This is a genomic window from Novosphingobium sp. 63-713 (assembly GCF_001898925.1).
Lineage (GTDB): Bacteria > Pseudomonadota > Alphaproteobacteria > Sphingomonadales > Sphingomonadaceae > Novosphingobium.
The window spans coordinates 769,862-793,185 of record NZ_MKVS01000005.1; the positions used below are offsets into that span (position 1 = coordinate 769,862).

At 62.2% G+C, this 23,324-nt stretch carries 18 protein-coding genes; 13 read left to right on the forward strand and 5 right to left on the reverse strand.

The annotated features are described in order from the left end of the window. Nucleotides 1-71 precede the first annotated feature (71 nt). From BGP00_RS04195 to gloB, 4 genes are all read left to right on the forward strand, one after another. Nucleotides 72-2,051 carry a sigma-54-dependent Fis family transcriptional regulator gene (locus BGP00_RS04195; protein ID WP_292925716.1) on the forward strand — a complete coding sequence of 660 codons (1,980 nt, stop codon included), beginning with the start codon at nt 72-74 and terminating at the stop codon, nt 2,049-2,051. Nucleotides 2,052-2,228: 177 nt separating this feature from the next. Beyond that, complete coding sequence (locus tag BGP00_RS04200) at nt 2,229-3,122, forward strand: transporter (protein ID WP_292922150.1); 894 nt, start codon at nt 2,229-2,231, stop codon at nt 3,120-3,122. 204 nt (nt 3,123-3,326) lie between these two features. Beyond that, on the forward strand, nt 3,327-3,623 hold the full coding sequence (locus BGP00_RS04205; protein WP_292922152.1) for a ribbon-helix-helix domain-containing protein: 297 nt from the start codon (nt 3,327-3,329) through the stop codon (nt 3,621-3,623). Then, nucleotides 3,620-4,402: a hydroxyacylglutathione hydrolase gene (gene gloB / locus BGP00_RS04210; protein WP_292922154.1), complete on the forward strand. Its 783-nt coding sequence runs from the start codon at nt 3,620-3,622 to the stop codon at nt 4,400-4,402. Before BGP00_RS04205 ends, gloB begins: the two co-directional genes overlap by 4 nt. Before the next feature lie 31 nt (nt 4,403-4,433). Here the strand turns inward: gloB and BGP00_RS04215 are convergent, their stop codons facing one another. After that, nucleotides 4,434-6,959, reverse strand: a complete 2,526-nt coding sequence (locus tag BGP00_RS04215) for a TIM-barrel domain-containing protein (protein ID WP_292922236.1) — start codon at nt 6,957-6,959, stop codon at nt 4,434-4,436. 443 nt (nt 6,960-7,402) lie between these two features. On the opposite strand from BGP00_RS04215, the gene BGP00_RS04220 reads away from it, so the two are divergent. The 5 genes from BGP00_RS04220 to BGP00_RS04240 all read left to right on the forward strand — a co-directional run bounded on the left by BGP00_RS04220 (nt 7,403) and on the right by BGP00_RS04240 (nt 13,461). Next, on the forward strand, nt 7,403-10,285 hold the full coding sequence (locus BGP00_RS04220; protein WP_292922156.1) for a TIM-barrel domain-containing protein: 2,883 nt from the start codon (nt 7,403-7,405) through the stop codon (nt 10,283-10,285). A gap of 397 nt (nt 10,286-10,682) precedes the next feature. Continuing rightward, entirely contained in the window at nt 10,683-11,108 is a 426-nt protein-coding gene (locus BGP00_RS04225) for a DUF983 domain-containing protein (protein WP_168601229.1), read from the forward strand. A gap of 1 nt (nt 11,109) precedes the next feature. Beyond that, nucleotides 11,110-11,448 carry a hypothetical protein gene (locus BGP00_RS04230; protein WP_168601228.1) on the forward strand — a complete coding sequence of 113 codons (339 nt, stop codon included), beginning with the start codon at nt 11,110-11,112 and terminating at the stop codon, nt 11,446-11,448. 41 nt (nt 11,449-11,489) lie between these two features. Further along, nucleotides 11,490-12,878: a PLP-dependent aminotransferase family protein gene (locus BGP00_RS04235; protein WP_292922159.1), complete on the forward strand. Its 1,389-nt coding sequence runs from the start codon at nt 11,490-11,492 to the stop codon at nt 12,876-12,878. 85 nt (nt 12,879-12,963) lie between these two features. Further along, complete coding sequence (locus BGP00_RS04240) at nt 12,964-13,461, forward strand: hypothetical protein (protein WP_292922161.1); 498 nt, start codon at nt 12,964-12,966, stop codon at nt 13,459-13,461. A gap of 43 nt (nt 13,462-13,504) precedes the next feature. Here the strand turns inward: BGP00_RS04240 and BGP00_RS04245 are convergent, their stop codons facing one another. Further along, entirely contained in the window at nt 13,505-14,512 is a 1,008-nt protein-coding gene (locus tag BGP00_RS04245) for a zinc-dependent alcohol dehydrogenase family protein (protein WP_292922163.1), read from the reverse strand. Nucleotides 14,513-14,612: 100 nt separating this feature from the next. Between BGP00_RS04245 and BGP00_RS04250 the strand changes: the two genes are divergently transcribed. Beyond that, nucleotides 14,613-15,470, forward strand: coding sequence for a LysR family transcriptional regulator (locus BGP00_RS04250; protein WP_292922165.1), 858 nt, complete (start codon nt 14,613-14,615; stop codon nt 15,468-15,470). On the opposite strand, the gene BGP00_RS04255 is transcribed toward BGP00_RS04250, so the two are convergent. After that, nucleotides 15,463-16,206: an SDR family oxidoreductase gene (locus BGP00_RS04255; protein WP_292922167.1), complete on the reverse strand. Its 744-nt coding sequence runs from the start codon at nt 16,204-16,206 to the stop codon at nt 15,463-15,465. The genes BGP00_RS04250 and BGP00_RS04255 overlap by 8 nt on opposite strands. 132 nt (nt 16,207-16,338) lie before the next feature. Between BGP00_RS04255 and BGP00_RS04260 the strand changes: the two genes are divergently transcribed. From BGP00_RS04260 to BGP00_RS04270, 3 genes are all read left to right on the forward strand, one after another. After that, nucleotides 16,339-17,217: an AraC family transcriptional regulator gene (locus BGP00_RS04260; RefSeq protein WP_292922169.1), complete on the forward strand. Its 879-nt coding sequence runs from the start codon at nt 16,339-16,341 to the stop codon at nt 17,215-17,217. A gap of 250 nt (nt 17,218-17,467) precedes the next feature. Then, a complete protein-coding gene (locus BGP00_RS04265; RefSeq protein WP_292922171.1) occupies nt 17,468-19,684 on the forward strand; it encodes a TonB-dependent receptor in 2,217 nt (738 codons plus the stop codon). Nucleotides 19,685-19,697: 13 nt separating this feature from the next. Then, nucleotides 19,698-22,280, forward strand: coding sequence for a glycoside hydrolase family 3 C-terminal domain-containing protein (locus tag BGP00_RS04270; RefSeq protein ID WP_292922173.1), 2,583 nt, complete (start codon nt 19,698-19,700; stop codon nt 22,278-22,280). Between the two features lie 44 nt (nt 22,281-22,324). Here the strand turns inward: BGP00_RS04270 and BGP00_RS04275 are convergent, their stop codons facing one another. After that, nucleotides 22,325-22,735 (reverse strand): RidA family protein, encoded by a 411-nt coding sequence (locus BGP00_RS04275; protein ID WP_168601220.1) that lies wholly within the window; start codon nt 22,733-22,735, stop codon nt 22,325-22,327. A gap of 29 nt (nt 22,736-22,764) precedes the next feature. Then, complete coding sequence (locus tag BGP00_RS04280; RefSeq protein WP_168601219.1) at nt 22,765-23,253, reverse strand: VOC family protein; 489 nt, start codon at nt 23,251-23,253, stop codon at nt 22,765-22,767. Nucleotides 23,254-23,324: the final 71 nt, after the last annotated feature.

The following is a 23,324-nucleotide window of genomic DNA, read 5'->3' on the forward strand; positions in this document are numbered from 1 at the left end:
TCCACCGATCGCGCAGGAGGATGCTAATGGCTGCGAGTGGAGTGGTGCACTCAGGAAAAACCTCATTGGCGGTGCTGGAAGAGCGTGATCATGTCGTCGCCAGGGCATGGGAGGATTTTGTGTCCGGTTCTGGTTGCGGGCCGAAGCTGGTGCGCGACGTGGTGATTGAAAGCTGGCAGCGTTGCCGCACCTCTCAGGTCAACCTTGGTGTTGAATATGCGCCGCATTTGGCCACCGATCAGGTCCCGCATCTGCGCCAGCGGAACCGTCAGCTCCTGCAGGCTGCCGCTCCTACCCTGGTCCAGGCGGCCGATGTGCTGGCGGGCACCAACTCGCTGATGCTGATCACGGACCCCAACGGAGTCGTGCTGGAAGCGGCGGGGGATGCCCACACTGTTCATGCCGGCATGGATATCGCTCTGATGCAGGGCGGACGTTGGACTGAGACTGACGCGGGTACCAATGGCATCGGTACCGCTCTGGCTATCGGTGGCCCCGTCATGGTGCATGCCGGCGAGCATTATTGCGAGGGCATCAAAGGCTGGAGCTGTGCCGGTGCGCCCATCCGCGATCCGCTGAACGGCGATATCGTGGGCATTCTCGACATTTCGGCGAAGCGCGGGCAATCGAGTGCCCGGATTCTGGCGCTGGCTGTCATGACCGCCAGCCAGATCGAGCAAAGGCTGACACGGCAGGTCGAGGTGCAGCATCTCAGGTTGATGGAGATGGGCCTTGAGCATAGCCAGCGTCACGCTGGCGATGATCTGATTGCGATCGATGCCTTTGGCCGCATCGTTTACACCAGCAGGCTGGCGCAAAAGGTCTTGAGCGAGAAATTCGGCACGGACCTTCCCGATCTCAGGCGCGGCATGCAGATCCTCGACGATTACGGCAAGCCGCTCAGGCATGTGGTTCCGGGCCTGCCGCGTGACTGGTTGCGCCCCTTGATGGCTGACGGTGAACTGGGCGGGCATCTGCTGGTCATTCCAGCCCGTTCGCAACGCCGTCCGCTTCCGGTGAGCCCCGTGCATGACGTGTCGGAGCCGGTACGTTCCCAGTTCGACTGCATCGTGGGAGAAAGCGACTGCATCCGGCATTCCATCGCCATGGCGCGAAGGATCGCTCCGTTGCATGTGCCGGTGCTGGTCGAAGGGGAATCGGGCGTAGGCAAGGAACTGTTCGCCCGAGCGATCCATGGCGAAAGCAAGGTGGCGCAGGGCCCCTTCGTGGCCTTCAACTGCGGTGCTGTATCGAAGGAGCTGATTGCCAGCGAACTCTTTGGCTATGTTCGGGGTGCTTTTACGGGCGCCAGCAGCGATGGCCGTGTCGGTCGGTTTGAGGAAGCCAATGGCGGCACCCTCTGCCTCGACGAGATCGGAGAGCTGAGTCTGGAATTGCAGCCCTATTTGCTGCGCGTTCTGGAAGAGGGCGTGGTCTATCGTGTAGGCGACAGCAAGCCGCGCCGGGTCAACGCCCGCATCGTGGCCATGACCAACCGCGATTTGCGCGCCGAGGTGGCCGCCGGGCGCTTTCGGCTCGATCTCTTTCATCGCCTGAGCGTCACGGCGGTGGAGGTGCCCCCACTGCGCGCGCGGGCGGGCGATATTTCCCGATTGATCGACTATTTCAATCCCCGCATCGCCGACCGTCATGGTCGTCAGCCGGTCCGGTTTACGGCGGCGGCGCTGGCGCGGATGGAAAACTACAGTTGGCCGGGCAATGTGCGCGAATTGCGCAATGTCGTCGAACGCAGCGTCCTTTTCGCGCAGGACGACATCGCCGATGTCGATGTGCTCCCCCGTGAGATTGAGCAGCACGGAATATTCCACACAAGCGATTTGGCTCAGGTGCCGGTTCGTGAGGCTGTCCCGGAAAGTGGAGAGCAGCAGGCCATAGATCATGCCATCCGGATGGCCAGAGGCAATCTGTCGGCGGCAGCAGTCACGCTGGGTGTATCGCGAAGCACCCTTTATCGAAAGATGGGGCAGTATGGCATGCGGCGAATCAGCCCTATTGAGATAGGCCATGCCTTTATGGTTGCGGGTGGGTAATGCGGTAAATCTTTACTGCAAAAAACCCACAATTGAAAAATGAAGTATTATGATGAGTAATCGTGTTTCATTATGGCAACTTTTATCGAATGCTTTGTAGAATATTCGATTATTTTTTAGACTTGGATAAAAATAGCGACATTCTCTCCATTCCTGCAAAGAAAATGGGAGGATGTTATGAAGTGGATTGTTCGTCCTATCGCCGTGACGGCCATGTTGGTGATGGCAGGATTTTTCTGTGGGCAAGCGCGGGCAACCGAACTTGAACCGCAGGAATTCGTGGCCGCGCCGCCAGGGACTACGGTGTTTCTGGGCTATGCGCTCTATGCCAATCATGACCAGTTCGTCCCGGCCGCAGGGCCGAGCTTGAAGGATGGCACCAATCTTGATCTGGAACTGGGCATCGCGCGGCTGGCGCATTATTTCAACATCGGCAAGACACTGGCTCTGGTCGAGGTACTCCAGCCCTTCGGCTCGCTGAATAACGCGCGGCTAGGGGGGCAGAGGCTGAATTCGAGTTCGGGCCTGGGCGACACCATTCTGGCAGCAGCGGTCTGGCCGATCAACGATGTTCAAAAGCAAACCTACTTTGGCGTGACGCTCTACGCCACGCTGCCCACCGGAGCCTATGACAAGACGCGCGTGGTCAATCTGGGCAATCACCGTGTCGCGCTCGATCCCCAGATTGCCCTGTCGCAAGGCATCGGCAAAAAATGGTCTGTCGATCTTACCGCCGATCTGATCTTCTACAGCGCCAACACCGAAGCCGGGCTGAGCGGAGGTCAGCGGCTTTCCCAGTCGGAAACGATGCAGTTTCAGGCCTTCCTCAACCGCAAGTTCGCCCATGGCTTTACCCTGTCAGCGGGGTATCAGGGCATGCGCGGCGGCAAACAGCGGCTGGACGGTGTTGATAACGGCAATCGCACGCATTTCGATGAAGCGCGGCTGGTGGCCTCCAAATTCATCACGCCCCGGGTCCAGTTGATGGGCGAAGTCAATCATCAGTTCGACGTTCGCGGCGGCTTCAGTCAGAATGTTGGGGTGCTGGTCCGCACGCTGTATGTCTTTTGACGCTTCGGAACAAACCGATACAAGTTGACACACATGTGTCTCACGCAGCGTCGGCCCGTGGGCCGCAGGGCGGGCGGGCGCTGCGAATTTGCTGTGCGATCCGTGCGCAGCGGAATTGGCACGAAGCTTGATAGCAATCCCCCGATCCAGCGCCGGACAAGATCGGGATTACCCTGCAGGCGCGTGGTTCAGGGAGAAAAAACCATGTGTCGATTGTATCGCCACACATCGTCAGACAGCTACAGTCCTGCCACGCGCAAATTGCGCATCCACGGTCATTCCACCTCTGTTCGGCTGGAAAAGGGCTTCTGGGATATTCTGGAAACCATGGCGGAGGCAGAGGGCAAGAGTCTGGGGCGCCTCGTGACCATCCTGCATGACGAAGTGCGCCAGTCCGGGGCGGACCTTCCCAATTTCGCATCCTGCCTGCGGGTAATGGCCCTGTATTATGGGACAGGAAGCCGGACGGGCTGCTGTGAGCGTTTGAAGGAGACGGCATGACGATACTCCATCAGGGCATGCGCGTTGACGCGGGGGAGATTGTCCAGTTCCCCTGCCTTGCGGATAACTACGGTTACCTGCTGGCCGACAGCGCGTCGTTCCGGACCGTAGCGATCGACACACCCGATCCGGCAAAGGCGCTGGAGGTGCTGGAAGAAAGGGGATGGAGGCTTACCTATATCCTCAACACGCATTGGCATGATGACCATGTCGGGGGAAACGTTGCGCTTAAGGAGGCGACCGGGGCACGCATCATCGCGCCGGCCGCCGAGCGCAGGCGCATACCGGGGATCGACATAGGCATTCGTGGGGGAACGGTGATTTTTCTGGGAGGGCTGGTGATCCATGCCATCGACACGGCTGGGCACACGCTGGGCTGTCTGAGCTACCACGTTCCAGGAATGGAGGCCGTGTTTACGGGCGATGCCCTGTTCACCATGGGATGCGGACGCCTGTTCGAGGGAACACCGCAGACGGCATGGGGCGGCCTGCGCAGGCTTGCGGAGCTTTCCGATGAGACCAGAGTTTACAGCGGCCATGAGTATGGGTTCAGCAATGCAAGTTTTGCCTTGAGCCTGGGGGACGAGACAGAAAGGGAGGTCACGGCACGGGCGCAGGCCATAGTGATGCATCGGGTAAGCTCTACGGTGCCGAGCACCATCGGCCTTGAGAAGCGCACGAACCCCTTTCTGAGATTACCGTTGGCTGAGCAGTGTGTCGAAAGACAGGTGGACCGATTTCGCGAACTTCGCGAACTGAAAAACGACTTTCGATCATAGTTGCCGTAGCGCGACGAACCGGATGGCTTCGTCAATGACCTCGGCCGAGTTCTACATCTATGGCTTGCCCTGTGTAGAGGATGTCATGAAACATCGGCGCTTCCATTGCGCAGGTACCATCCCCGGCCAGCCTGATCCGCAAGCGCCGTTGATTTGCCATGCCTGAAAATCGGCCCACGCGCGGGCCGATTTTCAGAACGCGTTTCGCATCCTGCCAGATCAAAGTCGTACTTGCGCTCTCACCATGCTCATAGGCATAGCTGAGGGCATCGTCCTCGTAGAGCATCATTGCGCCGTCGCGGCCGGGAAAGACCACGATGTCGAGATCCTTGCCCAACGCGTGCGCGCTCGATTCCACTATTGGCCCCAGCGGAAGGATGCTGCCCGCGCGGACATGAAGCGGGATCCGCTCAATCGGGCAGTCCACCTGATGGACCTGCCCCCCGGCCCGGCGAGAGCCAGTCCAGAAATCGTACCAGCCCCCGGTCGAGGCGGGCAGATAGACCGGCCATGACGCGGCGTCCGGAGCCAGCACCGGCGCCACATGCAGCGCGGGGCCGAACATATAGCTGTGGCTTTGCCCAAGAGCTTGGGGATCGTGGGGGAAATCGAAGACCAGCGGGCGTAGGACCGGCATTCCGACCTGATGGGCCTGCGCCGCCAGCGCATAGATATAGGGCAGCATGCGATAGCGCAGTTCAAGATAGCGCCGCGCCACGTTCTCCACCTGATCGCCATAGCGCCAGAATTCGGTGTCGGTCATATAACCATGCACCCGTTGCAGGGGCAGGAAGGTGGCATACTGAAACCAGCGCAGGAAACGTTCGTGATAGGCAGGGTCGGTGTATTGCTCCTTGCCGGGGCGGAAGAAGCCCCCGGCATCCACCGTCCAATAAGGATAGCCCGCCGCCGCCATGTTGAGCCCGGCGGGTATCTGGCGTTTTAGCGTTTCCCAGTCATGGCCGATATCGCCCGACCATGTGGCGGCGGCATAGCGCTGCTGGCCCGGAAAGGCCGATCGGGTCAGGATCATCACCCGCTTGTCGGGCGCGGCGCGGCGCTGGCCTTCATAGACCGCGCGCGAAACCTGAAGGGGATAGGACAGGCGGACCTTCTCGCCCGGCCCGGCGGCGGTATGGCGGCCGACCAGATCGTCATTCTCCGGCTCTGTGGCATCCTGCCACCATGCGTCGATGCCCAGCGAGGCCAGGCGCCGGTTCTGGTTATAGGCATAAAACGAGGCGGCCTGAGGGTTGAAGAAATCGACCCAGTCGGTGTCGCGGATATAGAAATCCCTTTGCGCGAACTGTCGGCCCAGATCCGTGTCGCGCGACACTTTCGCCCAGACCGAAAGCATGAAGCGCATATCCATGTCGTGGAGGGTCCGGCAAAGGCCCGCCGGATCGGGATAACGGCTTTCATCGAAACGCATCGCGTTCCAGCCATATTGACCCCAATATTGCCAATCCTGGACCATCATGTCGACAGGCAGGCGGCGGCGGCGGAACTCGCGCGCGGTCTCTATGATCTCGTCGGAGGAATGGAACCTTTCGCGGCAATGGATATAGCCCAGCGCCCAGAGCGGCATCATGGGTGTTATCCCGATCAGCGCGCGATAACCGGCCATGACCTCGGCCGCCGAGGGGCCCGCGATCACCACATAATCGATCGTCTCGGCTACGGGAGAGCGCCACCGTGTGCTCTCATCCATCGGCGCAAAAGCCAGCGAGGGGGTGTCCTTGTCATCGGCGATCACTCTCACCCTGTGCTCGCCGGCGCCCAGATGGGCGATGAAACCCGCCGTGGGCGGCAGCCAGAGATTGGTGTGATCGGTAAGAACCCTGCCGTCGATTTCGACATGGTGGCGCGAGGCCATCTTCTGGCCGATGTCGAGCAGGAAGGCATGGGGCCCCTCATGGTCGGTGACAAAACGACCCTCAAAAACCGCCTCTCGACGCGCGACGCGGGCATTGCCTTGGGTGGTGGTGACATCGGCCAACTGGGCGGCGCCATCCTGCTGTTGCCGCACCAGCGCGATGGGGCGGTCAGGCGGGTTGATCTCACTCATCCCCTGCTGGTGCCAGAGCAGGCCGTAGCCCTTGCTGGAGAGAAGGAAGGGCAGGCTGATCTGGGTGTTCACCTGCGTCAACCGGCGCGGCAGGCCACGCAGGTTAAGATGGCCGTCCTGAAAACAGCCGGTGCCGTAGAGATGTTCATCGGCAGGGGATTCGAAAGCCTGTTCGACCGAAAAAACCCGTTCTGTGCCCAGCATGGCGGGGGCAAGCCTGCGTCCACCGGGCCTTTCGGCCAGCAGCAGCGCCCCGTTGCGATCAAAAAAACGGAGCGCGGCGCTGTCCGGCCTCACCTCGCAGCGGATGTGGGGCAGTTCCAGCCGGATGGCGCCATTGCTATCTTTACGCCGAGCCGGGCTTGACCTGTCATGGAGGGGCGCCAGAATGTCGCTGACGGGCATGGCGGGAGCGGCCTGTCCCGGCACAAAACGGATGCGAAAAGCCCGGTCGCTGAGCGCGGCAATCTGGAGCAGACCGTCGGCCATCGGCAGCAAGAGATCTGCTGCGCGGCCTCGGGCCGGGTTCGCCAACAAAGGCATGCCAGGTGCGGCCAGTGTCGCGCCCGCAACCCCGGCAGACAAGAGTTTGCGACGACTGAGTGACCTGACCATATTTCCTCTCTTCAACACACGATATGGTTTTGTTTTAGGCAGGTAGTACTGTTGCACTCTCTTTAGGTAGCGTTACCATATCCGGCAAGGCGAAGCAAAGAGTCATAAGCGCCGACAGATAAAGTTTCGCAAAGCGGGAATGGAACAATCATAACTTTCAAGGTGGAGTGCCGCACCCCGCTGCCCCCGCATATGAGTAAGCCTTGACAGCGAGTTTGTTAGCGATACCATGTTCTGGCAATAGAGATAAGAGGCCATGCGCTATGGGAACGGATGTTGGCAGGCTTCGGCGGGGCTCCGTCTGGATTCCAGCGTTGATGATGGCTTTTGCGGCCAGCCTGTCGGCACCGGCAAAATCTCAGGCGGCAAGCGGCCTTGACGCGCGCGGCCATCTGCTGGCCGTGGAAGCGGAGGCGGGGGACGCCTTTGCCTATAAGCTGCTCAGCGATGGCGTGCAGATTCATCTCCACGGGCTGACCAAAAACATCCTCTTCTATGGTCCCGATACGGTAAGGGTGAATGCCAATCTCGGCCGGAATTACTGGACGGCGCCCAGCCTTGTCGTGGTGAGACCGCCCGCAGCGCAGCCCTTCACCGTCGCGGAAAAACCCGACACGCTGACCATCATCACCCCCCGCCTGCGCATCGAGGTCAGCAAGGCTACCGGCGCGCTGCGTTTCATGGACGCATCGGGCAAACTCTATACCGCCGAGAATGCCGCGGCGCCCGAAACGGTCAAACCCGTCACCGTCGAGGGCGCCCCCAGCTATGAGGCCACCAACCGCTTCACCCTGCAAGGCGACGAGGCGATCTATGGCTTTGGCTTCACCGCCGATGATCGCTCCAACCGGCGCGGCAGCGACCTTTTACTGGTACAGACCAATGTGGGGATCATCATCCCGGTGATGATGTCCTCGCGCCGCTATGGCATCCTCTGGGACACCTATTCCCAGATGCGGTTCAAGGATGACGCGGGCGACGCATCGCTGTGGGCCGAAAGCGCGCCGGGCGGTGTCGATTACTATTTCATGGGCGGACAGACGCCCGACGATGTGGTGGCCGCCTATCGCCGTCTGACCGGCGATGCGCCGATGGTGCCCAAACAGATGCTGGGCCTGTTCATGTCCAAGGAGCGCTATAAGACGCAGGCGCAATTGCTCGACATCGCGCAGACCTTTCGCAAAGAACAGTTTCCCCTCGATACGATCGTGCAGGACTGGCAATATTGGGGCGGCGACAAGGACGGCACCTGGAGCGGGATGACCTGGGACAAGGCCCGCTATCCCGATCCCGAGGGCATGACGCGCCGGCTTCACGCCATGCATATGAAACTGATGGTGTCGATTTGGCCCTCGGTGGGTGATGATACGGCGCTGGCGCATGAGCTGGACGCGCAGCATTTGCGCTTTGCCCCGCTGCACTGGATTTCCAAACATGCGCGGGTTTATGACGCCTACAGCCCCGTCGCCCGCCGGATCTATTTCAAACACATCAAATCGGGCCTGCTGGACAAGGGCGTCGATGCGCTGTGGATGGACGGCACCGAGGTCGAGGTTTCCAGCGCCATGTGGAATGCGGCCGACAACATCCGCGATACCAAGGCGTTGGGGGCCAACGCGCTGGGTGATTTCACGCGCTACCTCAACCCTTATTCGCTGATGACCACGCAGGGCACCTATGACGGCCAGCGCGCCGCCAGCAACAAGCGCGTGTTTACTCTTACCCGCTCGGCCTGGGCGGGGGCGCAGCGCACGGCCGCCGCATCATGGAGCGGCGACATCTTTGCCAGCTGGAAAACGCTGAAGCAGCAGGTGGCGGGCGGGATCAACGTCACCGTCACCGGCAATCCCTATTGGACACAGGACACCGGCGGCTTCTTCGTCTCCGACTTTCCCGGTGGCGAGCAGAACGCGGGCTGGCGCGAACTCTATGCCCGCTGGCTGCAATTTGCCGCCTTCAACCCGCTGATGCGCATCCACGGCACCGATGTCGAGCGCGAGCCATGGCGCTTCAAAACGCTCGACCCTCAGGTGTATGATTCCCTGCTGAAGAGCACGCAGCTGCGCTATCGTCTGATGCCCTACATCTATGGCCTTGCGTGGAATGTGACTCATGCGGGGGGCACGATGATGCGCCCGATGATGATGGATTTTCCCGACGACCGCGCGCTGGACACCATCGACGATCAGTTCATGTTCGGTTCCTCGCTGCTGGTCCACCCGGTCACGCGCGCGATGATCCATATCCAGCCGCCCCCACCCGCCACGGTTCCGGCTGAAGCGCTCACGACGCAGGACGGCAAACCGGGTCTTGCCGTCCAGTATTTTGAGGGCGAGAACTTCGAAACGCCCAAGGGCACCGCCATCGACGCCAGGCTGGACCATACCTGGCCCGATCCCCCGCTGGCCGAGATTCCGGGCGGACTTTCCGGCCTCAGCCATTTCTCCGCCCGCTGGACCGGGACGCTTACCGCGCCTGAGGCGGGAAGCTATGAACTGGGGCTGGAAGGCGATGATGGCTATCGCCTGACGCTGGATGGCGAAACGGTGATCAGCCGCTGGGGAAAGGGCACCTTGCGCTATACCGGCAAACGCATCACGCTGGCCAAGGGGCAGAGGGTGAGGATCGGCATTGATTACTTCAACGGCGATGGCAATCGCGCGCTGCGCCTTGCCTGGCGCCGCCCCAGCGATGGCAGCGGCGAGGCGACGGGCCCTGCGGATTTCAACGTCACCACCACGCTGCCCAAAGGCGCGGACTGGTACGATTTCTGGAGCGGGCAGCGCTTGCGGGGCGGCGAAAGGGTAACCCGTCCGGCTCCGCTTGATCTGGTGCCGCTCTATGTGCGGGCCGGGTCGATCCTGCCCATGGGACCGGTGCTGCAATATGCCACCCAAAAGCCGGACGCTCCGCTGGACATCCGCATCTATCCCGGCGCGGACGCCCGATTCACACTCTATGACGATGACGGCGAAACCTATGCCTATGAGAAGGGGCAGCGCGCCACCACCGAACTGGTCTGGCACGACCGCACCCGCACATTGATCATCGGCGCAAGACAGGGTGCTTTTCCCGGCATGGTGAAAAGGCGGATTTTGAATATTGCGCTAATCCGCCCAGACCCGGCGGGAGGATTGGCGCCCGCATCGTTCCTTCGGCGCGTTCAATACTCAGGCAAGAAGTTGTCCGTCCGTCTGTGATCGGAATTATTTTCCGTTGAAGCAGGCCCTCGTGCTTCTGTTGAAGGCTTTCATCAGGTCTGACGTGATCCACCGTCGTGGCGCACGGCGGCCGGATGATGCTTTTCGGGACGAGACCTGAGGATCAAGAAGGAATGGCCCGTATCGGTGGCCGGCGAGTCCGTGACAGGTCAGTCACATCAGGGGCGGTTCGGGCAGGCTGGCCCGCGCACCCGGCAACGTGCCGTACAATCGATGTCGGCTGGTTTCGCGCTGTCTCGGCTTGTTGGTCCTGAACGACAATGCTCGCGGAACCATGATGCGAAATTTTGCTTTCATAACGTATGGATTATTGCATGTGTTATGTATGCATTGTAAGTGGGATGCAGAATCAGTGCCCCTCTAAGGGATATGGCCGATGAAGCCCGCAAATCTCGTTGAAAATAAAGGAAAATGGATTTTTCGTTGCGGCATGAAGGGCTGTTGCCCCAAATGTGGCAAGGCATCCATGTTCAAGCGCTGGCTCAAGCTGCAGGACCGCTGCCCCAATTGCGGGCTGAATTATAACTTTGCCGCGCCGGACGATGGCCCGGCGTTCTTTTCGCTCTGCATCGTGGCCTTTCCGCTGTCCTTTTTTGTTGTCTGGCTTCAGGTGGCGTTTGATCCGCCCTACTGGGTGCATCTGGTCACATCGCTTCCGCTGATGATGCTCGGCTGTATCTTGCCATTGCCCTATATCAAGGGGTGGTTGGTCGCCTCGGCCTATGTCAATCACGCAAAGGAGGCAGGCACCGAAAGGCTGTGGGCCGAACTGCATGCCCGCGCCGAGGACAAGGCTGATTGACATGCAGACGCAGAATGTCGATCTTGCTGCGACAGACGGTAACGCACTGACTTTGGCCGCACATCTGGTTGCAAAAGTGTATGATGCGATCAACAGGTCAGATCTTGCTGCCATGATCCGCGCCGGCCAGGCAGAAGATTTTCCGGAGATCGCGGACGCTGCGGCACTGCTGGAACATGAAACGGCCCGCATTGGCCGTTATGAATCAGCGCTGCGGCAATATGCCGATCCCGGCCTTTGGGATGACACGACGCCGGGCGGCATGCTCGCGTTGCATGATGCTGGGGAAATGGCGAGGAACGTGCTTGCGGGCCGCCCCGTTTTCAATCATCGGGACTGATGATCCATGCAAAATGCCTGCAAAAAGGTTGGAACCTCATAATGACCGATTGGACGCCCGACATTAACGCGGCGAGCGGCCCTAAATACCTGGCGATTGCCCAATCTCTGGCCAATGCCATCGAGGCGGGGGTTCTGACGCCGGGCGACCGGCTGCCGCCGCAAAGGGCGCTGGCTGATCTGCTTGGTCTGGATCTGACCACCGTAACCCGCGCCTATGGAGAGGCCCAAAGGCTTGGTCTGATCGAGGGTAGCGGCCGCCGTGGCAGCTATGTGAAGGCCCGGGATAAAGCGGCTCCGTCGATTTCCGCTGACGATCCCGGCGATACCGGGATGAACGCCCCGCCCGAAGGCTTTGGCGGCACGCTTGCTCAGGCCTTTCGCGACAGTGTGGCGGGTCTGCTCAGCGCCGACATGGCCGCGGCGCCCCTCCAGTATCAGCGCAGCGGCGGTGCTCCGTCGGCGCGCAGGGCTGGCGCCGAACTGCTCATGGCGCGCGGCATTGCCTGCTGCGAGGACACCGTGCTTTTGGCGGCGGGTGGTCAGAATGCGCTTCATGCCATCTTCAGCGCCCAGTTCAGGTCGGGCGACAGGCTTGCGGTCTGCGCCCATGCCTATCCTGGATTGCTCGCGCTGGCCCGGCGGTTTGGCGTGACGTTGCAGGTCATCGCCTCGGATGCCGATGGCATGGATCCCGCCAGTTTGGACCAGGCTTGCGCGGGCGGCGGGGTGAAGGGCATTTACCTCGTACCGACGAATGACAATCCGACCACCATCACCATGCCTGATGCCCGCAGGCAGGCGATGGCCGCAGTGATTGAAAAGCACGATCTGCTGCTGATCGAGGACGATGCCTATGGCTGGCTGCCAGACCATCCTCTGCCCCCGATCACCTCCTATGTGCCCGATCAAAGCTGGCACATCGCGAGCGTTTCGAAAGTCCTGACCCCGGGTCTGCGCGTGGCGTGGCTGCGCGCACCCAATGTGGCGGGTGCGTGGCGACTGGCCGCCGATATGCATGAAACCGCCATCATGGCGCCGCCGCTCAATGCCGCCATTGTCACGGATTGGGTCAGGGGCGGCCTCTTCCACAAGCTGATTGACGAGGTAAGGTCCGAGGCCCGCCTGCGACAGGATATCGTGCGGGAAAGCCTTTCGCCGGGCAGCTTCCGCGCGCAGGACTATGGTTATCACCTGTGGGTCGAGGTGCCGGAGGATCTGGATGCCCGCCATGTTTGCGATGCGCTGCGCCAGCATGGCCTGGCCGCGATCCCCGGTGATGCTTTCGCGGCCGAAAAATCATCAAGCAGGCCCGCCGCCATGCGCGTTTCAGTTGGCGGAGCGATAGGGCGCGATCAATTGCGGCGTGGCCTCAACCTGCTGTCTGCCCTGATTGGTCCGCAGGCACCGCGCAAGATCAATCTGGTCTGATACTCTGGGCCGATATGTCGGAATATGGAAGGGTGAGGATGCGGTTCCAAACCTCACCCTCAATGAACTTTGTTAGGACGTCGTGATGGATTGGGCTCCCGTAATATTGCTGATCGTAAAGGCTAGTGTCATCGGCACCGCCATGTTCTTTGCCGTCAAATGGCATTACGATCAGGATCGGAAAGATGAAGGCACCGACGCGCAATGGACCAGCGAATTGCGCATTTTCATAACGATGCTGGTTGCCCTCACTTTATCCCTGATCGGGATTGTTTACGCCGGATGCTGGGGCGACAGGGCCGTGGGCGGAACGGGCGGCGCCTTGGCTTTCGTGCTTACGCTGGCGGTGTTTCTGGTGGCGAAGCCGACCGCCGAGGCCGATCTGTATGATCGCCTCGGACAAGCCGGCCACGCCCTTGATGAAGAAGGGATTCAGCATATCGAGGCGTTGCGTGATGCTTTGATCCGCCGCCGCGACTCCCTGCTGCGCGAAAAGATCTATTTCAGCATCGCGGTGACCATCAGCGCGCTTGCGTGGGCCTATGGTAATGTTGCCGCCGGTTGGTTCAGTTTCGTGCGTTGAGGCGTTTTGAACCTGTCGCGGGAAATGCCTCTACCAGCGCCCATCAGGCGACGGTGATGGCGATCTTGCCTTGTGCGCGCCGGGCGCCATTGCGGCCGATCACCGCGTCATAGGCATCCCCGATCTGCTCCATCGTGAACGTACGCGGGTCGAGCCGGGGCAGCAGGTGGCCGCCTTCGGCAATGGCGGCGGCGGCGCTCAGGATCTCGCCATAATGGGCGCGCCCTTCGTCGGCGAGTAGCGTATGCAGCGTGAAGACGCCCGAATAGGTGGCCTGTTTGAAGGACAGCGGGGCCAGCGCATGCGCGCCCCAGCCAAGGCAACTGACCACATGGCCAAAGCGCCGCACCGCCCGGAACGAGGCATCGAGCAGCGCTCCGCCGCCGGTGTCATAGACCACATCAAAGCCGCGGCCTGCGGTGTGTTCGGCCACGTATAGCTCCACATCCAGCGCGGCGTCGATCGGGGTGGCGCCCAATGCGCGCAGGTAATCGTGATCTGCGGCAAAGGCGGTGGCGAACACGCGGGCGCCATGGGCCAGTGCGATCTGCACCGCCACATGGCCCACGCCCCCTGCGCCGCCCTGCACCAGCACGCTGTCACCCGGGCGGATGGCGGCGCGGTCGATCAGCCCTTCCCACGCGGTGATCACCACCAGCGGCAGGATCGCCGCCTCGCGCATGGTCAGGTTTGCAGGCTTATGCGCCAGCAGGCGGGCATCGGCGGCGACATACTGCGCCTGCGTGCCGGGCAGGGCGCCCACACCGCCGATCAGGCCATAGACTTCATCTCCAGGCGCAAAACCGGTGACGCCCGCGCCAACCTGTTCCACCACGCCCGCCACATCCATGCCCAGCACGGCGGGCAACGGACGGCGGGCATGGGCGGCCTCGCCTGCATGGATCTTGGTGTCGAGCGGGTTGGTGCCGCTGGCATGGACGCGGACCAGAACCTCGCCCGTGCCAGTGGCGGGGCGGGCGACGGTGCGCAGAGTGAAGGGGCCATTGGCGGTATCGGCGATGGCGGCGAGCATGGTGGAAGTATGGGTCATCGGGGTATCTCCTGTTTGACGCCCTGATGATGCGCTGATCATCCTTGAATGAAAATCGACGATGATGCATGCTGTTCATTCATATTTGTTTGGATGCACCATGTCTTCCCCGCCGCTTGAATGGAGTGATCTGCCGGTTTTCCTCGCCATTGCGCGCGAAGGCACGCTGGGCGCGGCCGCGCGAAAACTGGGTCAGTCGCAGCCCACCATGGGCCGCCGCCTGCGTGCGCTGGAGGAAGCCACAAGCACCGCCCTGTTTCAGCGCACCGCCGATGGCTTTGTGCTGACCGATGAAGGCGCGGTGATGCTGCGCCATGCCGAGCGTATGGAGGCCGAGGCGCAGGCGCTCTCACGCGAATTGGCGGGCAATGAACAGCGCTTGGAGGGCATGTTGCGGCTGACCTGTTCGGACTGGTTCGGGCGGATCGTGCTGGCGCCCATGTTGGCCGAGTTTCACCGGCGCCATCCCGGCGTGGTGGTCGAAACGCTGACCGATCCGCGCATCTACAGCCTTGCCCGACGCGAGGCCGATCTGGTGCTGCGCATCGCCCCGTTTGATGAGCCCGAAGTGATCGCGCGGCGCCTGATGACGGTGCCTTACGCGCTCTACGCCCCGGCCGATTTTGGCCCGCTGGGGGATAGCGTGCCGGTGGTGGTGATGGACACCGGCTTTGGCGGGATGCCCGATGTGGGCTGGCTGATGCAGAGCCTGCCCGCCGCACGCATCGTGGCGCGCAGCAACAGCCGCGAGATGCAGGCGCAGCTCTGCGCGCTGGGCACGGGGCTGGCGGTCCTGCCCAAGCCTTTGGCCGCCGCCACGCCGGGTCTGGTCGAGGTGGATCTTGGCAGCGACCCGCCGAGCCGCGAGACATGGCTCGGTTATCATCGTGACATGAAACGCTTGCCGCGCCTGCGTGCCTTGGTCGACCTGATGGTGGAAAGCGTGGCTTTCAGATGATGTAACCGCCCGCCACTTCGATGGTCTGCGCATTGATCCAGCGGTTGTCGTCAGACAGAAGGCTCGCCACCATCCGGCCCACATCGTCGGGTTCGCCGATACGGCCCAGCGCCGTCTGTCCGGCCAGCATGGCCTCGAACTCCGCGCTGATGTCGCCGCCAAGATTCGTGCGGATCGCCCCCGGCGCGATGGCATTGGCGCGAATGCCGCGTTCGCCAAACTCCTTGGCCATATAGCGAGTCAACACCTCCAGCCCGCCCTTGAACGCGGCATAGGGCGCGACGCCCGCCGTGGCGACGCGGGTGGTGGCGCTGGTGACATTCACGATGTGGCCGCCATCCGCCATCAACGGCAACAGGGTCTGCGTCAGGAAAAACGGCCCTTTGAGGTGGACGCGGAACAGGGCGTCAAAATCATCTTCGGCGACATTGGCGATAGGCGCGAATTGCCCATGACCCGCATTGTTGACCAGCGCGTCAAAGGTCGTGGCCTGCCATACGCTGGCCAAGGCGTCGCGCAGCATCGCACAAAAGGCGGGGAAGCTGGCGATGTCGCTGACATCGAGCGGCAAGGCCACTGCTTTGCCGCCCTCGGCCTCAATCGCAGCGACCAATTGCCCGGCTTCCTGCCGGCCTGTTCGGTAGGTGATGATGGTGCCAAACCCGCGCCTGGCGCAATGGCGGGCCATGCTGGCGCCAAGGCCGCGACTGGCGCCGGTGATGATGACAATGCTCATGGTCGTCCTCTTCGCTATGATGGTGTGGATCTAGTCGCCCCAAGGAGGGAGAGCGCCCATGATCCTCCTTCATTCATGCCTATTCCTGCTTTGTCATTGCCGGGCCCAATCGGGTGTGACACAGCGCGACACATGGAAACCCGGCTGTCCGAATTGCGCAGATTGGCATCGCGGGCCGAAAACCGTCGGACCGAAACGGGAATTGCGCGCGTGGCCATGGTGCAGGGCGAAATTGCCGAGCATCGCCTTGCCGCTGTTTATGAACCCATGATCAACCTGATCCTGACAGGCGCGAAGACGATGACGGTGGGCGGGCGCACAATGCGTTACGATCCGGCCACCTATTTCGTGATGTCGGTGGATCTGCCTGCGGTGGGCAGGGTGCATCCGGCCGATGATGGCGCGCCCTATCTGGCGGTCAGCCTGACGCTGGAGCCCAGGATCATCGCCGCGCTGTTGGCCGATGCGCCCAACGCCCCCGGCGGGCCGGTGGACGGTGCTGCCTTTTGCGTGGCGCCCATTACCGAGGATTTGCTGGATGCCTGGGTGCGGCTGCTGCGATTGATGGATCGCCCCGACGAGATCGCTGTGCTGGCGCCAGCCTATGAGCGGGAGATCCTGTTTCGGGTGTTGCAGGGGCCATTGGGCTGGATGCTGCGCGCGATCGCCACGCCGGGAACAGCCTTGGCCCGGGTGGGCGCGACGATCCAATGGATCAGGCATAATTTTACGCGACCGCTGCGGGTCGAAACCCTGGCGGCCATGGCGGCGCTCAGTGTTTCGGCCTTTCACCGCCAGTTCAAGGCTGTGACCACGTTGAGCCCTCTGCAATACCAGAAACAGGTGCGCCTGTTGCACGCGCGTTCGCTGCTGATGGCGGGCGAGGGCAATGTCACATCGGTCGCGATGGATGTGGGCTATGAAAGCCAAACCCAGTTCAGCCGCGAATATGCCCGCCAATTCGGCCTGCCGCCATCGCGCGACATCACCAGATTACGCGAAAGCCTCTGAAGCCCGCGCTCCAGCTTTGCTGATCAACGCGGTCCGGCGCGCGCCCTGAAACGCGTTGCTCGTTGCCGATTTCGAAGCGTTGAACCAATGGCCGCTTCGCATATGTTGCGTACAGGGCAACGAAAGTGAACAATATTATGCATTGAGCGCAGCGACCGCTTCTATGACATTTCCGTGGCTATCCGGCGGCTCAACAGCCGGAGGCTCGCAGGCGGCAAGAGTCCTCCACTTAATCAAGGCAGGGAATAATATGCGCTACTCCAAGCAGATCGGCTTTCGTCTGGCCGCGACCAGCAGTCTTATGATTTTTGCTCTTCCGGCCTATGCCCAGCAGGCCCCGCAGGCGAGCAATGTGGCAGGCGACGGCATTGTCGTGACCGCAACCAAGCGCACGGCCTCGACCATTCAGGCCACCCCGATTGCCGTGCAGGCGATCGGCGGGGCCGATCTTCAGGCCAAGGGCGCGATTGATTTTGCCGATTTCTATCGCACCGTGCCGGGTCTGTCGGTTCAGGACGAAGGTCCGGGCGACAAGCGCTATGTCGTGCGCGGCATCAATGCCAGCGGCGCGGGGACGGTCGGCCTCTATCTGGACGAAGTGGTCATCACCGGCGAAAACTCGCAGGATGGCGGCGGTCAGGCCCCCGACATCAAGCTGTTCGACATCGACCGCGTTGAAGTGCTGAAAGGCCCCCAAGGCACCACCTTTGGCGCCAGTTCGATGGCGGGCACGATGCGCTACATCACCGCCAAGCCCGATCTGGACAAGGTGACCGGCTATGTTCAGGGCGGATTGCGCACCACCAAGGGCGCGGATCTTGGCATGCAGACCGATGGCGCGGTGAATATTCCGGTCATTCCGGGCCGTTTTGCGGTGCGCGCTTCGGGTTTCTATGCCGACCTGCCCGGCTGGATCAACAATCGCTTTGAAAAGGGCGCGAATGCGGAAAAGAGCAAGGCTGCGCGCCTTTCCACCCGCCTGAAGGCCACCGATGACCTGACCATCGACACGATGATGATGATCCAAAAGGTGCATCAGGACGCCAAGAATTACTATAACCTTCAGGATTTTGGCGGGGCCAAGCTGCCCGCCAATTATCAGGCCGATGTGGTCCGCTCGCCCTATGATGACAAGAGCGAGATCTATAACGTCACCGCCAATTACAAGCGCAGCTTCGGTACGGTGACGGCGACGGGCTCGCGGTTTGTCCGCGACACCGGCTTTGTGCGCGATGCCTCGCTGGCGGCACAGGCGTTTTTCGGCCTGCCCTATGACACTACCGGCCGCAGCGCTCTGGTGCAGAACAAGCACCGCAAGGTGGACAGCGCCGAATTGCGCTTCGCCTCGGACTTCAAGGGCCCGGTGCAGATGCTGGTGGGTGCCTTCATGCAGAATGAGGACCGCTATTACCGTTCGTCATGGCCCAAGGCCGATACGACCGGCAATATTCCGGCCAATGCAGCCTTGCTGCTTGACCGCGCCGTGAATACCCAGATCCGCGAACGCGCGATTTTCGGTGAACTCAGCTACAAGATCCTGCCCGATCTGACGTTTACCGCCGGCGCGCGCTGGTTTGATTTCAAGCTGGAGCAGCAATCGGTGGCGTTTGTTGCAGCGGGCGGCGGTGCGGGCGCGGGCGCAGGGCCGGTGCTGAAAACCAAGGATCGGGGCGTGATCGGCCGCTTCAACCTTGCCTATAAGGTCAGCAGCCACACCAATGCCTATGTTCAGGTCGCGCAGGGCTATCGCTCGGGCGGCACCAACGACCAGACGGCGGCTGCGCTGGCCAATGTGGTCGTTCCCGACGGCTATGGTTCGGATCAGCTGTGGTCCTATGAATTCGGCCTCAAAAACACGCTGCTCGACCGCAAGCTCTATCTGAACGGCGCGGTCTATTACATCGACTGGTCGAACATTCAGGTCTCGCAGCAAGCCACGAACGGCACGGTTTCCTTTGGCTATACCGGCAATGGCGGCAAGGCGAGCGTGACCGGCTTTGAGGCCGAGGTCGATGCGCGCCCGTTGCCGGGCCTGCGCCTGACGGGCAGCCTGAACTACAGCAATGCCAAGCTGGACCGCGACAATCCGGTGGCCGCGACCGGGCGCAAGGGCGATCATATTCCCTATGTGCCCACATGGTCGGGCGCCACGGGGATCAGCTATTCGGCGCCTGTGGGGTCGAGTGGGCTGATGGGCACGATCGGCGCGGATGCCACCTATCAGGGGCCGATGGACACCAAGTTCAACTCCACGATTGACAACTGGCAGCATCTCAACGGCTACTGGCTGATCGGCCTGCGCGCCGGAATCAGCAAGGATGCATGGGCGGTCAATCTGAACGCCACCAACCTGTCGAACAACCAGACCGTCATCAATTTCAACGAAATCGTGCCGGGTGTCTATCCGCTGGGCTATTATGTCAGCCGCCCGCGCACGATCACCCTGTCGGGTTCGGTGAAGTTCTAAAAGAGTAATGCCTATGTTCTCCCGCTCTGCTGTTTCGTCTTTTCGTCTTGTCCTGATGGCCGGCGCGGCGCTCTGCGGAACAGCGGGGTGGGGGAATGTCGCTGCCCAAACGCCGGAAAAGGCCCAGCCGTGGATGGAGGCGAGCCGGACCCCGGCGCAGCGGGCAGAACTGCTGATCTCCGCCATGACGATGGATGAAAAGCTGGGCCTGCTTCAGGGCGACACGGTGCTGGACGGCAACGGGACCGGGGTGAACCCCTGTGTCGGCCATATTTCGGGCCTGCCCCGGCTGGGCCTGCCCGCGCTGTGTATGGGCGATGGCCCGGCGGGCGTGGGCAATGGCATGGTGGGTGTGACACAGTTTCCCGCCCCCTTGATGACGGCCAGCACGTGGGATGCGGGCCTCATGCGGGAATTTGGCGCCGCGCTGGGGCGCGAACATGCGGCCAAGGGGCGCAATGTCGTGCTGGCCCCCACTATCAACATCATCCGTACGCCCAAATGGGGCCGCATTGCCGAAACGCTCAGCGAGGACTCCTATCTGACCGCCATCGGCGGCGCGGCGATCACGGCGGGCATACAGGCGCAGGGCGTGCTGGCCACGCCCAAGCATTTCGCCGCCAACAATCAGGAATGGCTGCGCCTTGGCGATGCGCCCGCCTATGAGGCCATTGATGCGCGCGTCAGCGAACGCGCCCTGAACGAGATCTATTTCCCCGCCTTCGAGGCAGTGGTGCGGCGCGCGGGTGCCGGATCGATCATGTGCGCTTATAACCGTTTCAACGGCACCTATGCCTGCGAAAACAAGGCAGCGCTGGATCAGCTGCGCGGCTGGGGCTTTGACGGCTTTGTCGTTTCCGACTGGTATTTCGCCCATCGCAGCACCGTGGCCAGCGTGAAAGCCGGGATGGATATTTCCATGCCCGGCGGCCCCAGCCCCTTTGGCTTTGCCGAATTCTACGGCCCGCCCTTGCGCAAGGCGCTGGCCAAGGGCGAGGTGACGGGCGGCGATATTGACAAACTGCTGCGCCACATCCTGACGCCGATGTTCCGGCTGGGCGTGATCGACCGCCCGGTCAAGGGCGATGCCAATGCGCAGGCCCGCTCGCCCGCTCATCTCGCTCTCTCGCAACGTATCGCCGAGGAGGGCAGCGTGCTGCTGCGCAATCAGGGGGGCATTCTGCCGCTTGGCCCCGGTCTGGCGCGCGTGGCGATCATCGGCGATGATGCGGGCGAACATGTCCAGACCACCGAGCGCTATGGCGGCTTTGTCAAGAATGACGAGATCAGGCCCATGGCCCCGCTTGCCGCGATCCGGGCCGCGCTGCCCTTCAGCGTTCAGGTCGATTATGCGCCCGGCACGCTGGGGATTGCGCCTTTGCCCGCCATTCCCGCCTCGGCCCTGCGCGATCTGACGGCCAGCTATTACGCTTCGCCTGATTTTTCCGGCAGCCCTGCGCTGACCCGCGCCGAAGCCGCGATTGATTATGAGCAGGCCGGTACCAAGGAGCTGGGCAGCGTCTTTTCCGCGCGATGGCGCGGCACTTTGGTGCCTCCGGTGGGCGGGCTCTACCGCTTCTCGCTCAATGGCGGCGGAGAAATCCGCCTGCGCATTGATGGGCGCGAGGTGGCCTATACGCCCAAGCAGAATTTCCGCCTGACCACCCATGGCACGATCACGCTGGAGGCGGGCAAACCGGTCTCGTTCGAGCTGGACTATTCGACCGCGCCCACCCTTTCTCCCCCCGAATTGCGCGTGGGTTGGCAGGCGCCCGACGCAAGCCTGATCGCGGACGCCGTGGCCGCAGCGGCCAAGGCCGATGTCGCGGTGGTGTTCGTGGCCGATCACATTTCCGAAGGCGCCGACCGCATCGACCTGCGCCTGCCCGGCGATCAGGATGCGTTGATCGAAGCGGTGGCCAAGGCCAACCCGCGCACGGTGGTGGTGATGCATACCGCCGGCCCGGTCTTGATGCCGTGGCGCGACAAGGTCGCGGGTATCATCGCGGGCTGGTATCCGGGCGAGGTGGCGGGACCGGCCATCGCGCGCCTGCTGACCGGGGCGGCCAATCCCTCGGGCAAGCTGACCGTCACCTTCCCCGCCGACGAAACGCATGGGCCTGCCGATGGCCCTGCGCGCTATCCCGGCAAAGGCACGAGGGCCGATTACAGCGAGGGTCTGTTGGTGGGCTATCGCTGGTATGATGCCAAAGGGCTGACCCCGCTTTATCCCTTTGGTTTTGGCCTATCCTATACGCATTTCGGCTTTTCCGGGCTGAAGGTCGCGCGCCGGGGCGATAGCTGGCAGGTGTTTGCGCAGGTCCGCAATCTTGGCGCGCGGGCGGGGGCTGAGGTGGCTCAGCTCTATCTGGCCATGCCCGCCGCCGCAGGTGAGCCGCCGCGCCAGCTCAAGGGCTTTGCCCGCGTCGAACTGGCGCCGGGCGAGACGCGCGAGGTCAGCTTTGCCCTTACGCGCCGCGATCTGTCGGTGTGGGATGACAAGGCCCATGCGTGGAAGGTTCCCGCCGGGACCATGCGCATCTTTGTGGGCAACAGTTCGCGCGACCTGCCTTTGTCGGCAAATCTGTCGCGCTAAAACGGGAAGGGCCGCTCTCCACCCCGGAGCGGCCCTTCTATCGATCAACCCCTGGGCAGCACCGCTACCGCTTCGATCTCGATCAGGAAATCGGGCAGGGCCAGCGCCTGAACCCCGATGATGGTGTTGGGCGCGGGGATGACATCGCCGTAAAACGCGGCCAGTTCAGCGCCCACGGCCTCCAGCTTGGACATATCGTAATTGACGATCAGCGTGCGCAGACGCAGCAGATCGTCCACCCCCGCGCCCGCCTCGGCCAGAACGGCGCGGATATTGGCCAGCGCCTGACGGGTTTGCGCGGCCAGGTCATCGCCGCCCACCACATTGTAATCCTTGTCCCACGCGACTTGCCCCGCCAGATGGAGCGTGTCGGTGGCTTCATCCAGCGCGGCATGGGAAAAGCCGAAGCGGGTGCTTTCATAAAGGGATGCGGGATTGATACGCTTTGCGGTCATGATGGTGTCCTGTTGTAAAAAGAGGGGGGTCAGTCCACGATTTCAAGCTGATGGCCCCAGGGGTCGAGCAGATAGAGGTTCTTCTTGCCCGCCAGCGGCCCTTCGGAAATCTCGATGATCTCCATCGCGGTGCAGCCATGCGCGGCGAGATAGGCCGCCGCAGCTGGCACATCATCGACCCGCAGCCCCAGATGATGCCCGCCCGCATCGCAATTGCGCGGCAGGGCGGGGCTGCGGTCATCGGGCTTGTCATATTGCACCAGTTGAAAATTGAGCGTCTCGGTCAAACGCAGCATGATGAGCGTGAGCCGCGCGCCCGGCACATTGACATGCGCCGCCATCCAGTCGCGCCCATCGGGCATGGGGGGAATGTCGGCGGCGTCAATCGGCCCCATGCGGAACAATTCGGATGCGCCGAACACGTCGATGTAAAAGCGCGCCACCGCTTCGGCATCGGCCACGGTCCATGACACGTGATCGGCGGAGAAATGGGGGCGGGGAGGGATGGCCTCGGTCATGCGGACGGCTCCTGTGAATGGTGCAGGAGGCGAGGATGACAAGGGGTTTGCGCCGCAGCAATGACATCGCC

Excerpts from the sequence above, each read along its gene's own strand:
- BGP00_RS04260 (WP_292922169.1), top strand. The coding sequence starts at position 16,339 with ATGGAAACCCGGCTGTCCGAATTGCGCAGATTGGCATCGCGGGCCGAA.
- BGP00_RS04235 (WP_292922159.1), top strand. The coding sequence starts at position 11,490 with ATGACCGATTGGACGCCCGACATTAACGCGGCGAGCGGCCCTAAATAC.
- BGP00_RS04275 (WP_168601220.1), bottom strand. The coding sequence starts at position 22,735 with ATGACCGCAAAGCGTATCAATCCCGCATCCCTTTATGAAAGCACCCGC.
- BGP00_RS04265 (WP_292922171.1), top strand. The coding sequence starts at position 17,468 with ATGCGCTACTCCAAGCAGATCGGCTTTCGTCTGGCCGCGACCAGCAGT.
- BGP00_RS04245 (WP_292922163.1), bottom strand. The coding sequence starts at position 14,512 with ATGACCCATACTTCCACCATGCTCGCCGCCATCGCCGATACCGCCAAT.
- BGP00_RS04250 (WP_292922165.1), top strand. The coding sequence starts at position 14,613 with ATGTCTTCCCCGCCGCTTGAATGGAGTGATCTGCCGGTTTTCCTCGCC.
- BGP00_RS04255 (WP_292922167.1), bottom strand. The coding sequence starts at position 16,206 with ATGAGCATTGTCATCATCACCGGCGCCAGTCGCGGCCTTGGCGCCAGC.
- BGP00_RS04205 (WP_292922152.1), top strand. The coding sequence starts at position 3,327 with ATGTGTCGATTGTATCGCCACACATCGTCAGACAGCTACAGTCCTGCC.
- BGP00_RS04270 (WP_292922173.1), top strand. The coding sequence starts at position 19,698 with ATGTTCTCCCGCTCTGCTGTTTCGTCTTTTCGTCTTGTCCTGATGGCC.
- BGP00_RS04225 (WP_168601229.1), top strand. The coding sequence starts at position 10,683 with ATGAAGCCCGCAAATCTCGTTGAAAATAAAGGAAAATGGATTTTTCGT.
- BGP00_RS04230 (WP_168601228.1), top strand. The coding sequence starts at position 11,110 with ATGCAGACGCAGAATGTCGATCTTGCTGCGACAGACGGTAACGCACTG.
- BGP00_RS04240 (WP_292922161.1), top strand. The coding sequence starts at position 12,964 with ATGGATTGGGCTCCCGTAATATTGCTGATCGTAAAGGCTAGTGTCATC.
- BGP00_RS04215 (WP_292922236.1), bottom strand. The coding sequence starts at position 6,959 with ATGGCCGACGGTCTGCTCCAGATTGCCGCGCTCAGCGACCGGGCTTTT.
- gloB (WP_292922154.1), top strand. The coding sequence starts at position 3,620 with ATGACGATACTCCATCAGGGCATGCGCGTTGACGCGGGGGAGATTGTC.
- BGP00_RS04200 (WP_292922150.1), top strand. The coding sequence starts at position 2,229 with ATGAAGTGGATTGTTCGTCCTATCGCCGTGACGGCCATGTTGGTGATG.
- BGP00_RS04280 (WP_168601219.1), bottom strand. The coding sequence starts at position 23,253 with ATGACCGAGGCCATCCCTCCCCGCCCCCATTTCTCCGCCGATCACGTG.
- BGP00_RS04220 (WP_292922156.1), top strand. The coding sequence starts at position 7,403 with ATGATGGCTTTTGCGGCCAGCCTGTCGGCACCGGCAAAATCTCAGGCG.